This is a genomic window from Aliidiomarina halalkaliphila (assembly GCF_007096385.1).
Taxonomy (GTDB): Bacteria; Pseudomonadota; Gammaproteobacteria; order Enterobacterales; family Alteromonadaceae; genus Aliidiomarina; species Aliidiomarina halalkaliphila.
Map to the genome: position 1 here is coordinate 1,067,452 of NZ_VJWL01000001.1, position 23,829 is coordinate 1,091,280.

A 23,829-nucleotide genomic window follows, 5' to 3' on the forward strand; every position below is an offset into this window, starting at 1 on the left:
ATCGCCCGATGTTATTCACATACATCTGAGAACAGCCCATTAAATACTGTTAATCGCAGCAATCGCCACTGCCATTTGATACAGAATTTGGGTGCTGGTCGCCCATAACTGTAGATTATCTTTGTAGGAGGTATTCAACGGCACCACAATGGTGTCGCCGGGTTGCAACTCCACCCGATTAGCGCTGCTAAACCAGCCACGGCGCTGGGTAAATGGCTCTACCGAACCATCCGCGCGCACCACAAAAATCGAACGGTTATCGGCACGGCGCTTGGTGCCGCCGCTGCGTTCTAAGTATTCGCGCACACCCAAACGCTCATCATAGCGATAGGTCGAGGGCATCTGCACTTCGCCGATAATAGAAATGGTATTGCGCTGACCAGGAATCACCAAGCGATCGCCATCCCGCAACTCGATATCACGCTCAGTGCGACCTTCGATAATTTCCGATAAATTGACCACCAAGCGGCCGACCGGATCAGTGCCCACCAAATCATTCAAAAGCTGACTTAGCTCGCCGTAATTGGTGACGCCCCCTTCGGTGAGGCTAATACTCGCCATTTCCTGACGAAGCTCTCGGCTGAGTGCCTGTAGCCGTTGCCGCTCCTGCTCGCGAATTTCTTCGCGGGTAAACACGGCGCCACGCACAAAAGCATACTCGGTAAGGCCGCCGGCGCGGTCGATCACGTCACGCAGGGTTTCGCCCCGACGCACCGCATAGGTGCCCGGGAAGCGCACTTCGCCTTCCAGGGTAACATCTACGGTGTTTTGCCATTCAGGAATGCGAAATACATTAATCTGATCCCGCGCTCGTACCTGCACATTGGCGTTTCCAAGTAGGGCATCATACAAATTAAAGGGCACATACTCGGTGTTGGCAATGCCGTCTTCCAGTACGCTGCGGGTAATTTCCGCCCGGGCCAAATAGGCGGAGTCGCGCAAGCCACCGGCCGCTAAAATATACCCCGCCACAGAAGCATTCTCGGTAATTGGATACTCCCCGGGGAAACGCACTTCACCGGTCACTCTTACCATGCGCCCAGTGCCGTCGACTTGGCCTTGGGTACGAATGCGGCTAAATACCCGCTCTAAAATCTTATGGCGCGAGTGCTCGCTAAATACTTTAAGCTCGTCTTTCGAAACCCGCTCACGTTCAGGAAGCAAATCGTTTTCTAACCGAAGCTCCTTTTTCTTTTTCTCAAAGGCTTCTTTTTCTTCATCGCTGGCAAAGCCCGATAGAATGCGTTCAGACTCATGCATAAACCGACCAAAAATAATCAACTCATCGCGCGGTTGTAAGCGCAGGTTATGCTCGGCATCGCCACGCAAAGCCGAGGCCACATCGAATTGATACAGTGTAAGGGCAAAGTTATCGGTGCGCTCACGGAGTACCAAACCATAGTTAAGGTCGGCATCGGGTTTGAGATCTTGGGTAGGGCTGCGCAAAATATCATTAATGCGAATGCCCTCGCGCCATTCAAAGGCGCCGGTACGGGTTGCCGCGCCTGATACCACAATGGCGTTATCGAGCACTTCGGCGATACGCGGAACATATACCAGATCGCCATCGCGCAGTGCACGACTACCTTGGGTTTCTGCATTCACCGTGATTACCTGGCGCTGACCGTCGCGCACCCCTTGCACACGCACAGCTGGCAAGTGCGCTCCGGCACTATGGCCACCAGCAAAACGCAAGGCATCCGCTAAGGTTTCTCCAGCTTTTAGTTCATACAGTGCTGGCCGCACGACTTCACCGTCGACAGTAATCATCGGGCCGCGGCTAGGAATAAACACCGCATCGCCGGGCTGTAACAAACGATCTTTACTGGAATCGCCGTTAATCAATAAATCGTATAAATCGAATTCAACAATAGTTTCGCCAGAGCGCTTGAGCTGCACATTACGCAAGGAAGCAATATCACTCACGCCACCACTGGCCAAAAGCGCTTGGCTGATGGTGGTTAAGGAGCTCACGGTGTACGCACCGGGCTGATAGGCTTCACCCAGCACAAAGATTTGCATGCTGCGCAGCTCGCCCATAGATACCGCCACTTGCATACCAATCATGCGCGTAGATACCTGGTGGCGAATGAGATCTTTGAGTTCATCATAAGTAAGGCCAGCAACCGTGAGTGGCCCTAACCGGGGAATATGAATACGCCCTTCACGGTCTACCACCAGATTATGATTTACGGATTCCTGACCATAAAGTTGCACCAACACGGTATCGCCCGCGCCTATGCGGTAATTACCGGGTACGGGCGCGTTGTTTACCGGGGCAAAGGTTGTCGGCTGACCGGCAAATATATTATAGCCAAAGGGTTTGAGCTCTTTTTCTTTGGCTTCACGGCGTTTGCGTTCTTCGTCGGTTTCATCTTCCCTGCGATCGCGCATATCACGGCCATCCCGTTGATCACGGGGTCGAATGGTATCTGGGTCTTCCATACGCTCGCGCTCGCCCACCCCTTGCCGTTCTAACAGGCTCATATCAATGCCATACTGACGCGCTAAACGTTCTTGCTGTTCGCGCGGCAATTGCCGGAACTGTTCAATTTGAGCTTGGGTAAGCTGTTGCGCCGAAACTGTCGCACCGGGCATCAAAGCAGATAACAGCAGTACACTGCTTGCGTATAAAAGGGCGATCCCTGTTGTTACATAACCACGTTTCACCGCGTTCTCCTGTAAGCTAAAACTATTAGCTATATAGTTTTACGTAATAATTAATTTTACTTGCTGGGCTTCGTATCGTTATTTACGACGCTTTGCCAAATTGCACTCTCAAAATGCCCTTCATTTTGCGCATCAACTTTGCAAGTCGCCAGCAGTAACGCAAACTTGCAAAATACAAAAGGAAAACTACAGAATACAGTAATAGGACTATTGGCTCAGGAAAGTTAAAGTATTCAAGCGCTACACCCACAAGCATCAAAAAACACCCAACCATAAAAATCATTAGCAAAGTTTCACGAGGGGTAAACCCCGCGCGCATAAATATGTGATGCAAGTGATCACGGTCCGGTTTGAATGGGTTCTGGCGTTTTACAATCCTTCTCACCATAATTCCCAGCATATCCATTAATGGTATTGCTATTAGCCACAAAACAGCTACAGGCCTTACGCTAGTAAGTTGAGAAAATTCCGGCATTTCTAAAAATCGCAAATGATATAGATTGCTTAAGGTAGGGTTAGTTATAATTCCCAACAACCACACAATAGATAACCCAATAAACATCGAGCCCGCATCACCCATAAATACTTTTTGTAGTTTACTCGAATGACTTTGCAGGTTACGGAGTAAATACGGAATTAAAGCAAATATAAACGTTAGCCCCAGTATCAAAGGAACTTGCAATCCTGAATGCCAAGCGAGCAAACAAATTCCACCAAAAGCAACTAATGACAATCCCCCTAGTAGACCATCTATACCATCAATCATATTGTAGGCGTTCATCGCTGCCATAATAGCAAGTAACGTGAACACTCCGGAGAAGCTACCGAGCTTGAATTCGCCTAGCCCAAATAGATTCCCTAGACTAACAATTTCAACCCCACCCCAGAATACTAATACACTTGCCGAAATCAATTGCATAATAATTCGAAATCGAACGCTCAGGTCAAACCGGTCATCAAGGACACCAATACAGACCATTAGGCTCGCTGCTGAAAGATAAGCAATCATAGGTAGGGATATCTGAAGTATACAGAGCCAAACGATAATCAGAGAGCCGGCTAACGCTAGGCCGCCAATGAGGGGAGTGTCACCTTGATGGCGCTTACGGCTACATGGTTTATCCAACAATCCCACCCGATAAGCTACGGGAATACACGCAGAAAGGAGCAACCATGAAACAAGGGAAGTGCCGAGAAATACTATAAGTACGTCCATGAGTAATCCAGAATCTAATATTCAACTCTATTACTAGCCATTGACCCCGCCTGACTTATGAAATGACAGCGTATCGCTTTCCGACTAGACCACTAACGTTTTCGCCTTTTATTTTACCAACATTCGAAACAGCGCACATTGTCGCACACTGATGCACAAATCGTAAACTCAGAGTGTCCACTTCCCCATTCATGAAACTGTTCTAAACTAGAGTTCTCCAGTTTTGCTCTTTAAGCCGCCGGCGGAAATTACAAATACTCTTATAAATTCGATCCCCCTTATAATCCGACTTTCAGAACCAGGCTCATTCACGTAAACGGCTGAGTTCGGGGGGGGAGGGAACTTTACGGTCGCAAAGAAAGTCACTCGTAGTTACAAGTAAAGTCTAGCTTACAACAAAGGACGCTAGCAAAATCGCCTGATTTTTTTATCATATCTCACCAAACCTCTCCCCAGCGCTAGCTGACTCCAACCAAGCTAAATAACGATCGGCTTGCTCCTCACCTTCCTCTATGGTCCATTCTAGAAATTCTTTGCTGTCAGACTCAGTAAATGGTCCACTTTTTATTTCTAATACATTCGCAAACTCGCTCAAACACACAACTGAATGTATCGAATAAGGCGTAATTTCAATAAATCCGCCTTGCTCAAGGAATACATTGTCCCGTATTACGCCATTTCTCTCGAAAAATATAACCTTAACCTTCCCTTGTAAAACAACAAAAAGCTCTTTTTGATGCGCGTGACGATGAAAGTGAGGAGGAATATAAGAGCCCTTCAATATACAAATCAAAGTCTTTTGAATAGCATCATTGTAAGACCGATGAAGATTAAAGTGTGCACGTAATCTTGAAGAGTCGCTCGCTTTACACTTTAATGCCTGCCAAGAAACATCTGAAAAGGTTCTAAATAGAGGGTTTTCCATAATTTAACATTTCAATTTCGCTAATACTTTCCTCGCAGCCGACTCAACCGAGAAATAGTCCTCCAAAAGCTGGCGGGCACGTCTACCACATGTCTTTCTCAAATCGTCACAGGTAGCCAAATCTAAAGCTGCTCTAGCCAATGCTTCATCATCGCCATTTTCAAACACAAAGCCAGCCCCATGACTATTAATAAGCGGCATAAGGTCATTTCCGGGATTCACGCTCCCTAGAATCGGAAGACTGTTGGAAATATAGCCTAAAATTTTCCCTGGAAAATTGTGTGCGGTGTGGGCATACGATAAAGAAAAGAGACCAACATCGGCTTCAGACAACAGCACCTTAAATTCGTTCTGAGAAATGGAAGGCATTAAGGTCACGTTATTCAGCTCATTGTGATTTATGTAATCACTAACTTCTTGGTAACTTTCACCCTGACCAACTATAACAAAGTGTGCCCGCTCTTCAAATTCAAGTGATTTAGCTAAACGCACTAAATTCAGCATATCTTGGGCTTTCCCAATATTACCGCCATACAAATAAATAACTTTTTCCTCAAGCCCCAATTTCTGACGCCAGCTTGACTCAATCGGTAAGAAAACATTATGACTTACCCAATTTCGCAACACCTCAACATTATTTATAGACGGCTGGTGCCGATGCAACACATCAATGTTTTTCTCCGACATCACCCCAACACAATCGGCCACTTTATAGTTTTTAGCCTCAAAAAATTTCAGGTATCTCGTAACCGGCGAATACTCAGAAATAATTTTCGCATCGATTGCCCACTGCGGAAAAAAATCTCGCAAGATTAAATACGCCTTGCAATAAAAAAATCGTTTTAACTTAGACACCAAGCCACCAAAAAAAATGGTTGGAGAATAATATACTATTCCATCAACTTCCATTGTGCTTAATTCGGGCTTAATCGCCCGCCACGCCCGAAAAGACAACAAACTTTCATTAATTAAACGCCTAGGGCGCGAAACGTCTTTAACTGGTGGACAACGAAAGCGCCAAACAGTGACACCATCTAACTTATCTTTAACAACCTTTACGGATTGGTGTTTCTCTCCTGGGGTTAAGACAGTTACAGAATTCCCCCCCTTTACCAGCTCAACTGCTAATTCATGCACCATTTTGGCGCTAACGCGAGTACTGTTTGGCAAGTAATCATCAATCACCAACAATAAATTCATAAATCAATACTTCTTCCAAACAACTCTATTTACATAATCCGTATAGCTATGAATAATACGAACTACTTTATCTGACACATTTGGCATAGAGTAATCAGAAACTTTGCGAATCAAGCGCTCTTCTCCGCGCGGTTGGCTCGCTACAATCGCCAAACTTTGCATAATTCTATTTTTCTGAACCCCTGTCATAATCACCGCCGCTTCTTCCATTCCCTCCGGGCGCTCGTGTGCTTCTCGTATATTTAACGCCGGGAAATTCAGGATAGAAGATTCCTCGTTAATAGTTCCACTATCCGACAATACAGCTTTCGCATTCAGCTGCAACTTGTTGTAATCTTTGAATCCCAAAGGCTTTAATAGGCGCACTTCAGTGTTAAAAGTCACTCCCATTTCGTCAACTCGTTTTTTAGTTCTAGGATGAGTGGAAACAATAATAGGTATTTTATAGGTTTCACCAATCGTATTTAATGATTCAACTAGTTTTAAAAAGTTTCTATCCGAATCAATATTTTCTTCACGATGCGCACTTACCAAAAAGAAGTTCTGCTCTTGTAACTCCAACCGTTCCAAAATATCCGATTGCTCAATCGCTTCACGATAAGTTAACAATACTTCGAACATAGGGCTACCTGTTTTAATCACCATATCTGCTGGTAATCCTTCATGTATTAGGTAATCCCGTGCAATCGAGCTGTAAGTCAGATTAATATCTGCCATATGATCTACTATGCGACGATTTATCTCCTCTGGTACGCGCTGATCAAAGCAACGATTCCCAGCCTCCATGTGAAAGGTTGGAATTTTTCGTCGTTTAGCGGGTAAAACTGCCATGCAACTATTAGTATCGCCTAACACCAACAAAGCGTCCGGCCTTACTTCTGCTAATAACCTATCTACCAAAATAACTACATTTCCAATCGTTTCTGCACCGGTAGCGCCAGCAGCACCTAAAAAATAATCCGGCTTCCGGATATCTAGATCATTGAAAAATATCTCATTAAGTTCATAGTCGTAATTTTGCCCCGTATGGACTAAAATATGTTCACAATACTCATCCAACTTTTTAATTACACACGCTAAGCGGATAATTTCCGGACGTGTACCAACCACAGTTACTACTTTTAATTTTTTCATTTCTAACACTCAAACGTTGTATGCAAAGGTATCTGGGTTTTCCGAGTCAAAAATCTCATTAGCCCACAACATCACAACCATTTCTTCATCACCAATATTGGTAATGTCATGAGACCAACCAGGCACGGTTTCTATGACCTCAGGAGTATCCCCCGTCGTAAAAATATCGCACACTTCGTCAGTGTCAATATTACGAAATCGAAACCGCGCTCTTCCTTTAATAACTAAAAATTTCTCGGTTTTCACATGATGATAATGACCGCCGCGCGTAACACCCGGATGAGCAGTAAAAAATGAAAACTGCCCCGAGTCTTTAGTCTTCAACATTTCAACAAAAACGCCTCGAGAGTCTTCATTCTTGTTCAATGGATAGCCAAATTGGGATGGGGGCATGTAACTAACATAGGTAGCGTACAGCAATCGTGTAAATCCATCTCCTACCGGCTCAGTGACGAGGTTATCACGACTATCCTTAAACTTGTATAGTTGCTCAATGAGCGCTCCGACAGTGGTTTCGTAAACTGGATTAACGTCAATGTGTAAAGCTTCTTTGGGTGAGTCACACATAACTTGTAGAAATGAAGAAATAACATCATCAATATGAACCAACTTCAATGACGCAGATTTATCATGAATCTGAACCGGTAAACCGTGATTAATATTATGACAGAAGGTTGCTACCGCTGAATTATAATTAGGCTTGCACCACTTACCAAAAACATTTGGCAAACGATAAATATAAACTGGATTATTGAATTCAAAATATAGATTGAGCAAATGTATTTCAGCTTGCAATTTACTGCGGCCATAGGCGTTCGGACAGGTTGCTTGAATTGACGATGTGAAAATTACAGGAATCGTATGTCCAGCCGCTCGAATAGAATCGCAAATAATCTTAGTTAAGTCCGTATTTCCTTCAAAAAAGTCGGATTCATTTGTCGGGCGGTTAACGCCTGCGATGTGAAAAATAAAATCTGATTGTGCAACTAAGCTCGGTAAAATAGCAATACTTGATTGACGAGTAAATTTAATCAACTCTAAATCTTTGCGCCGATTTAATGTCACACAGAGATTTTTACCAATAAATCCGTCTGCCCCTGTCACTAAAACCTTCATATCTACTCCTCGGGTACCGCGTGCTCGCCTCGAACAATCGCCTGCATAAAATCTAGTTCCAAGAGCAACTTCTTCATTCCCTCCACATCCAAACGCTGAGTGTTGTGTGAGTTATAGTCATCCAATCCAGAAACATTCTTATCGCCTATATCGACATACTTGGAATAATTTAAGTCTCGCAAATCGGGCGGTATGCGGAAATATTTCCCCATGTCTTTTGCACAGCTCATTTCTTCCCGACTGCACAAGACCTCAAACAACTTTTCACCATGACGTGTTCCGATTATATCAATTGGGTGATTTGGCAAGCTTAACATTTCGCGCAATGCGATTGCCAAAGTTTCAACAGTTGCCGCTGGGGCCTTTTGTACAAAAATGTCACCATTAGAACCATGTTCAAATGCATACATTACCAAATCAACAGCATCAGCCAAGGTCATCATAAACCGTGTCATATTAGGGTCAGTGATAGTTAAATTACTGCCTTTCCGTATCTGTTCTATAAACAGAGGAATAACTGAACCACGCGAAGCCATAACGTTTCCATATCTAGTTCCACAAATAACTGTACGATCGGTATTTACTTCCCTTGACTTAGCGACAAACACCTTTTCCATCATAGCTTTCGAAGTACCCATTGCATTTATCGGATACACAGCTTTGTCAGTACTCAAGCAAACTACGCGCTTTACTCCATTTTGTATGGCAGCTTCCAACACATTGTCCGTACCAAGTACATTAGTTCGAACTGCCTCCATAGGATGAAATTCACAGGACGGCACTTGCTTCAACGCAGCTGCATGAAAAATATAATCTACCCCACGTGTTGCACCTAAAATAGAGTTGAAATCACGCACATCTCCAATGTAGAATTTGAGCTTGTGATTAGCATAATGTTTGCGCATATCGTCTTGCTTTTTCTCATCTCGAGAGAAAATTCTAATCTCTTTCAAGCCAGAATCTAGAATCTTTCTTAGCACCGCATTACCGAACGAACCTGTCCCCCCAGTAATCATCAAAATTTTGTCTTTAAACATTTCTCACTCCGAAATAAATCTTATCAACAAATTGAGAAAGTGCTGGTCCTAAATCCGACTCCCAAACACACTCATCTCTTGACTTAATGGCCGCTTCCTTATAGCCCGAATAATCATCGGACATCAATCGATATGAATCTTTGAAGCTTACAAAATCGTCGAATCCTTTTCCAATTTTTTGATTCTTGCTGAAAACTGAAGGATTAACTTTATTGTGGATTAGGACCGGAATCCCAAGGTTCATATATGAATAAACTTTATTTGGCGACGCTATCTCGTTAATGCCTACGCTGTACTTATCATCCCAACCAAAAAAAACACCCAGCACCTTATTGTTCTGGCAAAAACCCAGCATTTCAACATCACTTTTAAACTCACCCATGTACATAAAATATGGCCTATCCAATAGCAATCTATATACATAAGGTGAAATAATTTTGCCAAAAACATACAATTTAAATGAGTAAACTTGAGAGAGCTCATCCAAATAACTCAATGTATGCGGTAGATCTCGGCCTTCTACTATATTTCCAACCCAAAGGAAGTCAGCTGTTCCAACTGACAACCTCCCCCTCCCCCCCTCAAGTGCAATCTTATCCCTAGTGTTAGGAATAGAAATCCAATTTTCAGCATTCGGACAGCCGAGCCAACCTAATATATTTTTAACTTGAGCCGAAGATATCCCCACAGCACCATCAAAAATAGGCGTTTTACCAAGCCGAAAGTAAAGAGAGAGAACCTTCAATAGGAAATAACCTATAATTTTATTAAATAAATTATTTGTAATTAATTTCTCTAGCTGATAATGAACTTCCCAAGGAACGAAGTCGTGATAATCTAAAATTATCTTACTTCCCTGGGGAAAGCGACTCTTTAGTTTTTTAGCCAAAAACAAGCCAAACAAGCCAGAATCATGAATATAAATATTATTAACGGGCAATCCGTAACTAGAAATGACCTTAATGAACGGGGCTAACTGAGGAACAACCTTAAGTTTAGGGGTCGTATTATCGACATAAAGAACCGTTACATTCTTTGGTAAATCGACATCAATTCCAGAACTGAAGCGCAACTCGTATATCAAAACAACACGATTAAATTTACCTGAGAATACTTCCACTGTTCGATTAACCCTTCGATCACGCTCATCATGTCCCGGAGCTAAAAGAAACAAAATACTATCGGCCACACCCCCCTCCTTCTGTTATAAATCCGGTCTCTGATACCAAGTCGAGTGAAAATTGTGCTTAATCTAAGCAAACATTAAAACTAACCACCGCAGCTACAACCGATACTGGAGATTTTCTGAACTGCACGATCTTTAACAGCATAATTTAATTCAACTTCCCCGAAACAGCATTGTAAACACGGTTAATGCGTAAAAAAAATGAATGTCTTCCAAATTTTGCAATGCAATTTTCTCTTATCGAGACTGGACAATACATCGGCGTTTCTTTATATATACGGTTTAAACCATTCGTCAAAGAATCTATACTATCATTTTGTACCAGTATGCCATTTGAATCCTCTATTAGCTCCTCCGGACCCACACACCTAGTTGCTATTACCGGCAAGCCGCAAGCAAAAGCTTCAATAACTACAACACCAAAAGTCTCAAACTTACTCGGCAAAACAAACACATCTGACTGATGCATTTGCATTAACACTTCGAAACGATTCATTTCCCCCAAAAGCGTAACTTGGTCTTCCAATTTTAATTTTTTTATTAATATTTTTAAGTTGTTGTACTCCGGCCCTTTGCCTATTATTCTTAGTTTTACAGCACGGTTGCCCTCAAACGAATTATGAAAGGACCGTATCAGTAGGGAGTGGTTTTTGTTTTTAGTTAACGCGCCTACACTTAAAAAAACAAAAGAATTATAGGGTTTATCACCAACCTCGAACCCATCAAAATTCTCAAAAATCGGCGGTATTACATTGGGGACACACTGAAATCTATTTTCTTCCAACAACCAATTAAGCTTTTTTGCAAATCTTTCGCTCACGGCAATGGAGGCATCAAAATATCTAGATAGTCTTTTAAAAAGACGCAGTTTATACCACGGGATCGTATCGGTTAGAAAGCCGCTAAAATGTTCTGTAAGTACGATTGGTATCCTACGACATTTCTTAAAATAAAGCGACGTTAACCCTGAATCGAAGAAAGAATGAGCATGGATAATATCTGGCATACCTTTCTTTCTTACGTACCTATTGAACAATATTATTATCATCAATTGGCGTAGCATGAAAGACAGGATAGGAATTTTTGGTAGGTTAAACTTAATATTGTAAATGCCGTCCTCAGAAAATGAATCAGTGACTTTATGGCCTTCCTTGTAAAATCTAATTAAATGTTTCAACGGGATCTGATTAATAGAAATAATGCCAACTTCTAGTCCGTAACTTCTTAATATTTGCGTTTGCTCAGAAACGAAGCTAGCACTATTCGGGTAATCCAACCTTTTATACCAAGATGGCAATACCAATATATGCATATGATTACCTAAAGACAGTCACTAATGATTGGCAAGATTAATCTTGTTGGCTCTTTTCATATTATAACTATTAACATGGTAAAGTATAAATATAATAGAAAACCACAAGACAATTAGTTTTGTTCGGCTCATAAAAAAGCCTAAGTAGCTAGCATAGAGAAAAGAAAGAAGTATATTGAAGGCAATCAGAAACACATAAAACTTCTTCATTCGGAGTGTAACCACAACAATAGTTAAAGCCATCATCATTATCACAAAGTAATAGAAGTGGGAGATCGTCTCTAACATTAGATTGTAAAACCCAGAAAAAAGATATGGAATTCTGATCAAAACCATATTAACACCAGTTTGCAATTCAATAAAACGCAATAAGAACTTTAGATCAAAAATGCTTACACCAGACGCCCTTGACAAAAGAGCTAAATATAATGTGATAAAAATCAAAACAACCATAGGAATCAAAAATATCAATCCGATATCTAGGCTTCCCTTTCGTGAGCGCGATAAAAAATACAAAAATATTGGAAGCAGAATTACCAGGTAAAAATTTCTCGTAAAGAGTAACATTAATATCGAGAAAATAAGCAGTAAATATCGTCTTTGGATAAGCGCAATAATGCAATAATTAACAAACGCTATAACAAACAAATCTCTCAGGAAGCCAGAGCCCAGCATCAGAACATTTGGGCTTAACATGAATAAGCCAGTTCCTATAAGCACTGTTTTGTGCTCAAAGCCAATGGCTTTCAAAAGCGTATAGGATGACACAAATAATAATAGGTATCCCGCCAAGCCAAATAAAAACAGGTATTTATAATTTCCATCGGCTGCAAGATAAGAAAAACCAATCAAATAACCATATAGATTTGTATTTGCAAATAAATTTCTATTTTCTATTATATCATTCGCTCGGTCAGCTCTAAAAATAAGCCACGTCGCGTAAGTTATCTCATCGGGAGTTAAAATCAAATCCGTTGCATATTCACTTTTCGGATTAATAAATATATGTTCATGACTAATGGAGAATCCCACTTGGTTCGCCAAGCTAAACTTATACAAATTCAGGAAAAGTATAGCGGCGACACCAAGTGACAATAAAATTAGGAGTTTTGCCTTTTCTTTATTTATAGTATTCATTCAGCTCACTATCGATCAGCTCAATAGCCTTTTTATTGCTATGATTTTTATAAATCCCTATGTTCTTAATGCTTTTCTCCGGGTGAAAGCATCTTTTATTGGGATCCAATTCCATATCAAGACCGATAAAATCCTTTATTATTTCGGATGTAACTGCGTAATCATTGACTAAATCCTCAAACTTAACCTTGAGGATTTCTCCTTTCAATCCCCTTTGTGATTCGGCATCCCTTTGAGCTCTAAACCATTTGATAAAGTTATTAACACTATATATTTCGTTATGGCCTTGTGAATATATAAGCGATTTATGGTTATACATATCGCAGTAAACGTCCCTTGGATCTCTATCAACTATAATTATCTTAATTTTATCAAAATATGATAGTGACTTTTTAATATTTGATGCAGGAATAGCTTGATCCAACACCACATTCCTACACTCGTGCTTGTTAGCAAAATCTCTCAAAACACAGGATAGATACGATTGAGTCGCTTTCCTAAAGGCTTCACGAGAGGGCTTAGAGAAATATATTTCTTTCGCGTATGCCCTAAGCACTCTCTTTCGAACTCTTTTCAGAAAATACTGAAAGCGGCTAAGAGAGTAATCAAATATTAAACTATCCCCATTGAATTTAAAATCCACTAAGTCATTTATATAATCATAGCTCTGTCTAAGAAAGTCATTGGATACTGTTACACCGTAGGAACCGCCCATCTGAAACATCTTTATATGCTTTCTATTTAATATATTTATAAGCGTAATAAAATCATTTATGGCTAAGCCATTTTTCATTACATCCCAGTTATCCAACAGCGCCGACTCCAGATCCATAATACCACCAGGATCCTTCAATAAACGAAACTCCGTTTCGATGGCTTTTGTGTCTTTGAATCCTTTCATAAAATCTACTACTGCGCTTGAGCCTGACCAACCATACCCACTCACTGAGATAATATTAATTTTATTTTTATTCAACATTTAGATAGACTCTCGTACTAGTCAAAAAAATACGGTCGCGTTTTAGTTAATTTCTGAGCTTTCGCTTGTTGTAGTTCATCGTCAAATTAGTGCGGTTGCTTCCAGTTGTAATAGTTCCTCAGAAAGGAAGTAACTCACATGCGTACTTCTTCAAGTCCCTAGTAGCAGCCAGTCATTGACATCCTTTCAGATTTCAAATTCCTTAGAACGGGTGCTATTGATCTATTAGATCAGAAATTACCTCGGTGACTCATACTATACAATACTTGGCGGCGGCGCTGACGGAATACACGCGCTCAATACTGGGAGTCTTTCTCTTAGATGGAACACAACGTCCCTTGGTAATACCTTCGTTTTCCTGCATATCCGTAAATGCAGGAAAACCTGACAAGCTGCGTATTCTGATAACAGACACTTGCTGCGAACTCGCAGTAATCGTCAGTTTCCTTGTTCTTAATGGTATTAATAGTCTATGACTTATAGGCCTAATGCTCACCAGAGTAATTCTATCGTCTTATGCTCCCTTGCGGCCATCTGCACACGTAGATATCAGTTCGTCGACCATCAAAAATACCGTTTTCCTGGCGTAAACCACTTGTTTCCGGCGGTCTTATCGCCTCGTTGAGTTTTCGATTACTGAATTTAGTTGCTTAGCGAGATGTCATAGACGCCCGAGGAACGGAAAGTTTCCGCACAACTATAAATTCACTCAAGAATCAGACTCGCTGTATCATACTTAAATTTTGAACTGCTTATCATCTAGTTTATGAGGGTAATACTAACTACGAAAATGGGATCGAGTTTAAAATAGTGAGACAGTAATAACCACAAATTGTTAGCTATTCAGATGTAGATAACTATTTCAGTTTTACTTGGCTAGTCCACTAGAGAGGTTATCAAGAAAGAAATAAAGTACGCTTTACCAGCCAAACTTTAATAATCGCGTTCAAGCAATAAGCTATACTCGTAGCCCAGGCGGCCCCTATAATTCCATAAGTAGGTATAAATAAAATATTCCCACTTATATTCGTAATAAGAACTAAAATGGCGACATACATATTCCACTGTGGCTTCCCTGCAGCTGCTATACAGTTTGAATAGATACGAGAACCTGCGCCCGCCACAATTCCCGGCAATAACCAAATGAATGCCAACCAAACATCAGAATACTCACCACCGAATATTGGCTCTACAAGCCAATATAACGCTAAGGCAAATAAGCCGCTTACCCCTGCAGTTATAGCCGAAACTAGGCCAAATCCTTTATTTGTCAGAGCCAATCGAGCTGTTGGATTTGAGTACATTGCCGAAAGCCTGGGTAATAGGACGGTACTTGCTGCATTAGAAAGCATCCATAGCTTTTCCGCAAACTGAACTGCAATAACATAAACTCCGGTTGCGGCAGGATTCAAAAATATGTTTACTAAAAAAATATCGGCGCGGTAATTCACAAATGCTAGAATATTAGAAAGATGCGCTTTCCAACCATAACTCAGGGATTTACGAGTGTATCCCGACAAGCTAACACGTAATTCATGGTTGTAGGTTAGTAATTTATATCGAAACAGGAGAAAAAAGACCGTTAGTATACCTATGAGTTGACTAAAAATATACGCCAATACTGCACCTACAATCCCCCAACCTAATCCATATATTACAATCGAAATAGTAATTAAATTTATAAAAGGCGGCATAACCACAGTAAGGTTAAATGCCTTGAAGTTCTCTTTACCCTGGAAAACAGCATTCAGATAAGCTAAAAGTAATGCGAAGGGGAAACTCAACATTCCTAAATACAAAAGAGTTGGTGGCACTTGTGGAAAAATCAACTCACCCCACAGCAATATAATAGGAACAGCTAACGTTAACCCTATAATAATAACGTATATTCCGATACGCAGATTGCCAATCACAACAGCTGATGGTTGAAAATCCCCACGACTTACGTGATATACCGTAGCGGGTCCTAAACCAAGGTTCAACAATGTTGTTAAGATGGCAGGTAATAATATAACTAACGCGTATATGCCATTGCCTTCAGGTCCGAGCTCACGTGCTATAACTACAACCACTAAAAATTGAGCTAGAGCTGCCAACATTTGTCGCAGAAAGGTGATACCGACATTACGTCTTAACACTGACATCATTATTAATAACCTGGTAGATTCGAAGAACTGTAATGGTCAAAAGAATGCGAACCCCTTTTTAGTTAATTTCTCAACATTTCCCGTTGGCAGTCCTCGCTAAAGTAGTGAGGATATTTCCAGTTGCAATAGTTCATCGAGACGTAATTCAAATCGCGTTTGCATCAACCACTGAAAGATAGTCATTTGTTAGCATCCTTTCAGGAAATAAACTTCAAAATACGCGTTTCATTGGACTGCTAACCAAACAATTACATCGGCGACTAAAACTCTACACCATATACTTGAATTCCGAACGGAAGGTTAGACATTGGCTTGTTGTCATTGAACAGCTTTAATATACGGGGTTAATACTACTATCAAGAATAAATCTTTAGTTTAACTTACCAATAAACCCTGCCTGTTGACGCAGGCCTAAATAACGAATTGACGTTCGACAGAAAAATTTCTTATTGAAGCGTGTAGTTTTATGGATATAAACAAGAATAAGGCAGAAAACCCGATATATCTCGCACTATATTCACCGTATTTATCTACATGCAACTAATGCTAAAAGCTTCTTTGCTACACGTTGTGAAGCCTTGCCATCCTGATGAGCATGAAACATATCTCGTACTTGATTACGCCTATCTTGGTATTTTAATCCGCCATTCAAAGCTTCGCTTAGGGCATCAAGAAACTCTGCCTGAGTTTTTACTTTAGCTCCGGGCGTAACCATATCATAGTCATAAATTATACCACGAGCACTCTCGTACTCTTCTAAGTCATAAGGAATAAAGACGCACGGGCAATTTAGCAGGAGTGCATCTAAATAGATCGATGAATAATCGGTAATAATAGTATCCACATAAGGAATTATCTCTGCAACATCGATGACATTATTAATATCAGCAAGAATAAACCGTTCACCGTGCTTTCTTATTAAGTCTTTAAGCCTTTGAATATTCTTTCTATCATTCTGGTGTGGTCTAATCAACATATATGCATTATTCTTCCGCAAATACTTTGCAATACTTTCAATTTTCAAGTCTTCGAATGGAAAAAACTGCGTAAGTCCGCCATCACGAAAAGTAGGTGCGTATAATATGACTTTTTTGTTCAAAATTTCTTTTATATGTTCTGATACACCGTGCAATCGACTCACGGCAGGAGGGTTAAATAGAATATCGTTACGAGGCAAACCGGTAATCAGGACTCTATCGGATTCTAACTGATTACACGCCGACACGGATAGAGCATCAAGTTTCGAAGATGCAAGGAAAAGGGTGTATTTATCCCGCTCTTTTTTGATAGAGTTATAGTCTTTCTGAGTATAAGAGGCGTCAAGGAAACCATATTTTTTCAACATGATTGCATGCCATAGTACTATTGTGTTTTTCTTTTTCGAAAAATATCGACTATAAAAAAGCTCTCCTGAACCGTGGCAGACAATAAAATGTTTCGCTCTTAAAGAAACCCAGAAGCTACTTAAAGAGCAAATATCTAAGAATATTTTGTTATCTACTAAGCCCTTATTTTTTGTTATCCAGACAGTCCTGACATCAGCTAGTAACTCGCTATTTTCTTGCATATACTGAAATAGAGACTTGCTGTTGTCAGAGAATTGGCCATTCCGTTGGCTAAAAATAAACAGCTTATTATCTTTCGGGACAAGATAATCCAATACATAAATAAAAATACCGAGGACTTTTAAAGAAATGACTTTTATTATTTTAATCATCTCTTATTGTATCCAAGTCTAGAATTTTTTTGATATCACCTGATTTTATCTTTGAAGAGTAAAAATGCAAGTCGTCAACACTGTCCACCTCAACCCAGCCGCCATGCACAAAAGCGGGCTTGATTTCCCAACCATGATTTATCAATTCTTGAATAAAGCTTGTCATGTACATGTTATCAAAATCTTTACCGTCATAAGTTTTATTACGATCGAGATTATTATAGAACTCCACAAAATCAGATACTTTATCGGCACGAATTTTAATTATCCCCATGTACTGAGCTTGAATGTCACTGTAGATTTTCGGTGTCTTTCCTAACTCAGTAACATTGCCAGTTTCCTTATCAACTTTAAAGGTTTCCGCATCATCAAGTGGATTGTCCATTCTTAAGGCCCATAGTTCCCTCCAATTTAAGTCAGCGGCTAAACAAACTTCTGCGTTGCAATCTAGAACAGACTTCATCACGCATGGCTCGTACACTATGTCACCATAGCAAATAACAAGGTCTTCCCCCTTCTGCATCCAGTCTTGAGCACAAAATAATGTACTAACCATATTAGTTCTTTCATATCGAGGGTTAGTAAATTTCTTGACTCCAGGTGCATCAAGTTTATCTTGTAAATAGCCACCAACAATTGCTTGGTCGTTGCGCGGAACTTGAAGCATACTTAATACTTTCAGCTGATAGTGCAACATGGGTCTACCGTTAATCTCAACCATACATTTAGGCCTGTCAATTGTATAAGGCCTCAACCGCGTCCCCTGACCTGCTGCTAAAAAAATAACTTTCATAGAGGTAATTCACTTTTAAAAATATGTTCGATTAATTTTCTATCTTTCATTTGTACGTTACTTTTTCGCTCTGGGTGCCACATGATACCCCACCAAGGGAGTCTTAGATGTTTAAATGCTTCAATCTGCCCACTTTCATCATCAGCTAGTGGACACAGTTTTTCAGGTAAGGTATCGAAGGATATGCCCCATGTATGAAAACTATTTACTTGTTCATTACTCTTATAACCTGCTTGCAGCATTTCATGTGGTTTACCTAATAACTTAATATTATGCTCTGCGCCTGCATGGTTTTTGACTGGAATTAACTGCCCCCCAAGATAGTGGTGTATCATTTGCATACCGCGGCAAACTCCCAAGACAGGGATTTCCGTCGTCGACAGATAATTGAGCAATTTCTTCTCGGTACTATCGCGTGCTTGCGACGTATTCTTAGCACCGGGCAAGGAGCATAGATCATTACCACCACTAAAAATAACTCCATCAATGTCTATTTTTTTTAACCAAGCGACTGGGTCCTTTAGAGAATTAGGAATAGGAATAGTTAATATTCCTAAATCTTCAAGCAAACGGCTCCAAGCCTGATCTAAACAATCTCTAGTTTCTAAGTAGGCGCTTATGAATTCAACACGCTGAGTAACTGCAATTTTTATCATCTTATTATCTTGAGTTGACGAGAAGATGGGTTAATCTCCAATACCTTAGCCGAGGACAGCGCTTGATAGCGGGCTTCTCCAATACCAATTGCAGCCGGCAGACCAAATTCTGCAGCACGTATAGCCATATGGGAATTTGCACCGCCATACATTGTCACAAACCCTGCGATATTACGCCCAAACAGCCAATCATAACCTGGATCTGCTTGTGGAATCATAACGATCAGCCCGGATAGGTCACCGGTTTTCCCCTGTGATTGTTCCAGAGATAGGTCGATGCATTCGCCCATTACAGTTTCCGATCCCACAAAATTAGCTTGGCTATGGGGATATTGAAAGACATCAAAGTCATCCTTAGAGCAAATTAAAGGAGGAAGCTCAATAGACTTAATGAGTCGATAATAGCTCTTCCTTTTCTCCACCTTAGATTTAATACGATTAATTAATTCACTATCTAATACGGGTTGATCTTTAAACTGCAATATTTCATTTAGCTCCAAGTATGCTAATTCGGATGGTTCTAAATCATAAGCATTTCCCCAAGTACGGAATAAGTCCAATGCAGTAGATAGATTGCGGCTAAACATAAATTTTGCGTATTCCCGCCCCTCTATTGCTTTACTCAAAAAAGACTCAACAGTCATTAGATCAAAATGGAAGCCTGCGTTACCTAATGCTGCAATGAAAGCATCTCTCTCTTGTTCCCATGTACTGATGCTTGGCTGCTTTAAGGAATGAGTTTCTTGTTCAATTAGAGGACGCAAATAATGATCAGGGTTCGCGCCATAGCTTTCGGAAGTAATATCATAAGTACCTGGACGAAGATGCGCATACTTTTCAACAAATGCATCCCAATCAAAATTCCCGTCTTTAACAGCCCGTGCATCTTCACTTAACTGATGACTCACCGTGCGAATCCCTGCCATAAAAGAATCAAGTGCATTTTGACTTATAATATTCATTGAAACCGCAGACTTAAGTAATGTGGCTGCCACAAAACCAGCTCTTGCAAGATGTGCAAAAGGCAAGGTCCCATAACGCACACTATCATCTAGTAAAAGACCGGCTTTGGTTAATGGGTCAGTTTCGCTATTCAGAATAGTAATGTAGCGTTGATTAAGTCGTTCAATATTCAGAAGGTCACTCTCTACGCGTTCGAATGCATGTTGAGTAATGGATCTTAAACCCTCTTCTAAGCTTGATATTTCACTTCGTGTTAAGCCCGCATGCTCTTCGAATCGTAGTTCCCAACGCTCAAAATCTAGTGCATAACAAGTAGGTATTACATCAAATTCGACCTTGTCATGGAGATGAGGGTTCTTTTCTAGCCATTCAATATAAAAATCAACCAACTTATCTCTAAGCGAACTTGTAACATTATCTGGAACAAAAGAACTAAAGCTAGCGCGGATATCGACATAAGGATGGCCTACAAAATCTATCAGGAGAGGATGAGAGCGTACATCCTTGTATCCATACTCAGCTCTCTGTGTTGCCCAAGTGTCATCCATCACTAAGTGTCGATACAAACTGGAAGCAAGAGGATTAGGCTTGGTACCAATTATTTCAGCTGGATTCCAATCTGGCATAACGCCGAATAGCGCTTTCGTTTTACCAACAAATGGTGATGGCCTTTGAAGCCCCATGAATTTTTGTTTTGCTTGGTCTAACTCTTTGAAAAACTGATCATCGTCAAATTCTATTTGTTTTTTTACCGCAATCGGGCGGACTTGGAGTATATGCAAACCAATGTCAGTAAGCGCGAACTCGACGTCGAGTGCTGAATAATTAAGTAAATTCTCAAGCTCCCGCAGAGCGGGCAGAAGTGACGATAATTTCCTGGGAATATTTATACTGTCAGATTTTGCATCTCGCCTAATTAATAAGGTTTTGTGCTCTTTAGCATGGCCACTGGTAATGGATTCTGTACTACCGCTTATGTCATCGTAATTTGCGATATAATAGGGCGCCCCGGTATTTAGAACTCGAGTAAATACCACTCCGCTAGCAATAACATTCTGTAACATCGGTTGAACCAAAACTTGGTTATCCGGGTTGTCGTCTGGATAGGATGAAATAACTGTTTCAATAGCGTTATGTAAAGACTCAGTCTCAATACTTATATTGAGCAAACTCGTATAAGCCCCAGCATTAGACTCACTAAAACCATCTTCAGTAAGTGCGCTACTTCTTATAACAACATACCCTTGACTAAATTGTTTCTTGATTTTATTGATAATCTGATTTTCGGAATTCCTCCACTCAGATAGGGTAAAACTTACCTGATCCTCAATTCTACTAAGCTTCACCATTGACTGGAGCCGTTGAAGAGTTTGCGCTTTAGTACCCAAGACAAAATGAGCAAGATCTTCGGGTTGATTAAGCTCTGCCCAATCCCCTTTAACATCAACATATGATATTTCAAAACCAACCATTCGTAGCGTTTCTATTAAATCGGACAAATTTAACTTTACATGAGTTTCTAATAAGTGAGCCTTATACCGCTTCAAATAACATATAACCGCGTTGGAAAACTTTACTAGACCAACAAATTCCGCGTCCGCCCGACTAATAGAAATGTCTACCCCCGCTCTCATTATAGTCCCATCGTAAATACAAACCTTTTCGCTCCCTGCTTGATCTTCATAAGTTCTTCCAGCAAACCGGGTCTTCCAATGGGTATCAACCGCGACCACAATATCGCTATCAATTTTACAAATGGCATCAACAGCCTGAGGTCGGTATAAGATATCCGAGTAAGAAATAACCGCGGCATTCGTAACGTGTTCTATAGAATAAATCAAGGAATAAGCGGCTTTACTTGCGAGCCAGTCAGGATTCTCTAGAGTAATAAGGTTTGGGTAGCTTCGCTTAATCTTCTCTAATTGATACCCTCCTATAAAAATTGGTCGATCATTCACGCTCTTTAAAGTGTGCAAAAGCCAATCTAATAATCTATTTTCTCCAAGCGTAGGGTGCAGAACAGAAGGGTTAACTCCGTCGTGAGGTAATCCGGCACCCAGTAAAATAACTGTATCCTTATTCATTTATTTCGTTTCCGTCTCACTTTGTCAAATTCTTGAGTGGCCAAATATATAGCATCTTAAAATTTAAACTGGCTTCAGTCTATTTAGTGACAAGTCGAATAAAGTTTATTGAGTAAACTTTGTTACTATTCGGCTAGTACAACCTAAACACCATCAGAAAATTGAACTTTCTTAGGAAGAAAGGGGGAGGGGATGATTAAAATATCCCCTATAGGTGCAGAGAATACAACGTAATTATTATAACTTCGACTTTTTGGAGAGCTCAAAGCTTTGCAATCAGGGTTACACACAAATACGGTGCTTTGAACTTTGCAAATTATACTCCAAACTATCGCATCCGAAAATAAGTATTCATCAAGTAGTTTCACGTTTACCGGATAGATAAAGCATGAGCCCTTCTTGTATGATTGCATTGCAAGCATAATACAATAATATATTTCGACAAAATTACATGTATTTAGAGCCAAAATACTCTTTAATAGATTTTGTAATTATTTCAAGGTCATGAATATTAAGATGTTCACCAATAGGTAAACTTAAAAGTGTAGCGTCGACTCTGTTGGAAAACAGCTCTTCATTCGCCTGTTTTGCGTACTCGTATGCCTTTAATTTTGGCAAGGAAATAGGATAATGCACGCCAGTTTGAATTCCCTGATTAGCTAAATGTTTTGCAAGGTCGTCACGCTCCGTGCAGCGAATAACGAACAAATGGTAAACCTGCTTTGCCCATTCGTGCCGGACAGGTAAAGTGATTTGTTCAACATTGTTTAAATTAGACAGATAGTACTCAGCGGCAATAATACGTTTATCAGTCCATTCTGGGAGGTACTTTAATTTCACCGAGAGAATTGCTGCTTGCAAGCCATCTAAACGTGAGTTACGCCCCTCAAATTCATGGTCATATTTACCAATACGACCATGGTTTGCGATCATTCGGGACTTTCTTGCTAGCTCAGCATTATTAGTTGTGATCGCGCCTGCATCTCCATAGGCGCCAAGATTTTTTCCCGGATAAAAGCTAAATGCGGCAATATCTCCGATTGAGCCTATTTTTTGTCCTTTATATTCCGCTCCATGAGCTTGCGCACAATCTTCAATGATATACAAACCATGCAGATTCGCTAACTCCTTTAAAGCGTCCATATCGCAAGGATGTCCATAAAGATGTACTGCAATAATAGCTTTAGTCTTCGAGGTAATTCGCTTTTTGATATCCTCAATTGAAATCACATAGGATTGTGCGTCACAATCAGCGAAAACAATTTTATGCCCATTGCGAGTCACTGCTTCAGAACTAGCGATGAACGAATTTGCGGGAACAATGATTTCCGACCCATGTTCAAGCTCTAAGGCTTCTATTGCTATTTCAAGTGCATCAGTGCCATTTCCAACACCTACACAATGCAAGACATTACAATAATCAGAAAACTCTTGCTCAAATTTAGCAACATACTCTCCACCGATAAAGGCCGACTTTGTAATTACATCTCGTATGGCTGTATCAATTTCATTTTTTATGGTTTCGTATTGCGCCGCTAAATCTAGAAACTTAACCAT

17 protein-coding genes are annotated in these 23,829 nt (G+C 40.6%); all 17 read right to left on the reverse strand.

Features of this window, described 5'->3' with window-relative positions; all coding sequences use genetic code 11:
- Positions 1 to 39: 39 nt before the first annotated feature.
- The 17 genes from FM042_RS04945 to FM042_RS05025 all read right to left on the reverse strand — a co-directional run bounded on the left by FM042_RS04945 (position 40) and on the right by FM042_RS05025 (position 23,829).
- Positions 40 to 2,670: an SLBB domain-containing protein gene (locus FM042_RS04945; RefSeq protein ID WP_143234901.1), complete on the reverse strand. Its 2,631-nt coding sequence runs from the start codon at positions 2,668 to 2,670 to the stop codon at positions 40 to 42.
- 82 nt (positions 2,671 to 2,752) lie between these two features.
- Positions 2,753 to 3,886, reverse strand: coding sequence for an undecaprenyl-phosphate alpha-N-acetylglucosaminyl 1-phosphate transferase (locus tag FM042_RS04950; protein WP_143234903.1), 1,134 nt, complete (start codon positions 3,884 to 3,886; stop codon positions 2,753 to 2,755).
- A gap of 430 nt (positions 3,887 to 4,316) precedes the next feature.
- Positions 4,317 to 4,811, reverse strand: coding sequence for a WbuC family cupin fold metalloprotein (locus tag FM042_RS04955; RefSeq protein WP_143234905.1), 495 nt, complete (start codon positions 4,809 to 4,811; stop codon positions 4,317 to 4,319).
- Between the two features lie 3 nt (positions 4,812 to 4,814).
- Positions 4,815 to 6,011: a glycosyltransferase family 4 protein gene (locus FM042_RS04960; protein ID WP_143234907.1), complete on the reverse strand. Its 1,197-nt coding sequence runs from the start codon at positions 6,009 to 6,011 to the stop codon at positions 4,815 to 4,817.
- A gap of 3 nt (positions 6,012 to 6,014) precedes the next feature.
- The gene (wecB, locus tag FM042_RS04965) at positions 6,015 to 7,145 is read right to left on the reverse strand and encodes a non-hydrolyzing UDP-N-acetylglucosamine 2-epimerase (protein WP_143234909.1); all 1,131 of its coding nucleotides are present in this window, start codon (positions 7,143 to 7,145) and stop codon (positions 6,015 to 6,017) included.
- 9 nt (positions 7,146 to 7,154) lie between these two features.
- Complete coding sequence (gene wbjC, locus FM042_RS04970; RefSeq protein WP_143234911.1) at positions 7,155 to 8,261, reverse strand: UDP-2-acetamido-2,6-beta-L-arabino-hexul-4-ose reductase; 1,107 nt, start codon at positions 8,259 to 8,261, stop codon at positions 7,155 to 7,157.
- A gap of 2 nt (positions 8,262 to 8,263) precedes the next feature.
- Positions 8,264 to 9,298 (reverse strand): polysaccharide biosynthesis protein, encoded by a 1,035-nt coding sequence (locus FM042_RS04975; RefSeq protein ID WP_143234913.1) that lies wholly within the window; start codon positions 9,296 to 9,298, stop codon positions 8,264 to 8,266.
- Positions 9,291 to 10,487 (reverse strand): glycosyltransferase family protein, encoded by a 1,197-nt coding sequence (locus FM042_RS04980; RefSeq protein ID WP_143234915.1) that lies wholly within the window; start codon positions 10,485 to 10,487, stop codon positions 9,291 to 9,293. The genes FM042_RS04975 and FM042_RS04980 overlap by 8 nt, the downstream gene beginning before the upstream one ends.
- A gap of 145 nt (positions 10,488 to 10,632) precedes the next feature.
- Complete coding sequence (locus FM042_RS04985) at positions 10,633 to 11,796, reverse strand: glycosyltransferase (protein WP_143234917.1); 1,164 nt, start codon at positions 11,794 to 11,796, stop codon at positions 10,633 to 10,635.
- A gap of 21 nt (positions 11,797 to 11,817) precedes the next feature.
- The gene (locus FM042_RS04990; RefSeq protein WP_143234919.1) at positions 11,818 to 12,933 is read right to left on the reverse strand and encodes a hypothetical protein; all 1,116 of its coding nucleotides are present in this window, start codon (positions 12,931 to 12,933) and stop codon (positions 11,818 to 11,820) included.
- Positions 12,917 to 13,912, reverse strand: coding sequence for a sulfotransferase (locus FM042_RS04995; RefSeq protein ID WP_143234921.1), 996 nt, complete (start codon positions 13,910 to 13,912; stop codon positions 12,917 to 12,919). Before FM042_RS04995 ends, FM042_RS04990 begins: the two co-directional genes overlap by 17 nt.
- A gap of 896 nt (positions 13,913 to 14,808) precedes the next feature.
- Entirely contained in the window at positions 14,809 to 16,059 is a 1,251-nt protein-coding gene (locus tag FM042_RS05000) for a flippase (protein WP_143234923.1), read from the reverse strand.
- A 526-nt stretch (positions 16,060 to 16,585) separates the two neighbouring features.
- Complete coding sequence (locus FM042_RS05005; RefSeq protein WP_143234925.1) at positions 16,586 to 17,776, reverse strand: CDP-glycerol glycerophosphotransferase family protein; 1,191 nt, start codon at positions 17,774 to 17,776, stop codon at positions 16,586 to 16,588.
- Positions 17,769 to 18,569, reverse strand: a complete 801-nt coding sequence (locus tag FM042_RS05010) for a phosphocholine cytidylyltransferase family protein (RefSeq protein WP_143234927.1) — start codon at positions 18,567 to 18,569, stop codon at positions 17,769 to 17,771. The genes FM042_RS05005 and FM042_RS05010 overlap by 8 nt, the downstream gene beginning before the upstream one ends.
- On the reverse strand, positions 18,566 to 19,225 hold the full coding sequence (locus FM042_RS05015) for a gamma-glutamyl-gamma-aminobutyrate hydrolase family protein (protein ID WP_143234929.1): 660 nt from the start codon (positions 19,223 to 19,225) through the stop codon (positions 18,566 to 18,568). The genes FM042_RS05010 and FM042_RS05015 overlap by 4 nt, the downstream gene beginning before the upstream one ends.
- Positions 19,222 to 22,272: a PEP-utilizing enzyme gene (locus FM042_RS05020; protein WP_143234931.1), complete on the reverse strand. Its 3,051-nt coding sequence runs from the start codon at positions 22,270 to 22,272 to the stop codon at positions 19,222 to 19,224. Before FM042_RS05020 ends, FM042_RS05015 begins: the two co-directional genes overlap by 4 nt.
- A 447-nt stretch (positions 22,273 to 22,719) precedes the next feature.
- On the reverse strand, positions 22,720 to 23,829 hold the full coding sequence (locus tag FM042_RS05025) for a DegT/DnrJ/EryC1/StrS family aminotransferase (RefSeq protein WP_143234933.1): 1,110 nt from the start codon (positions 23,827 to 23,829) through the stop codon (positions 22,720 to 22,722).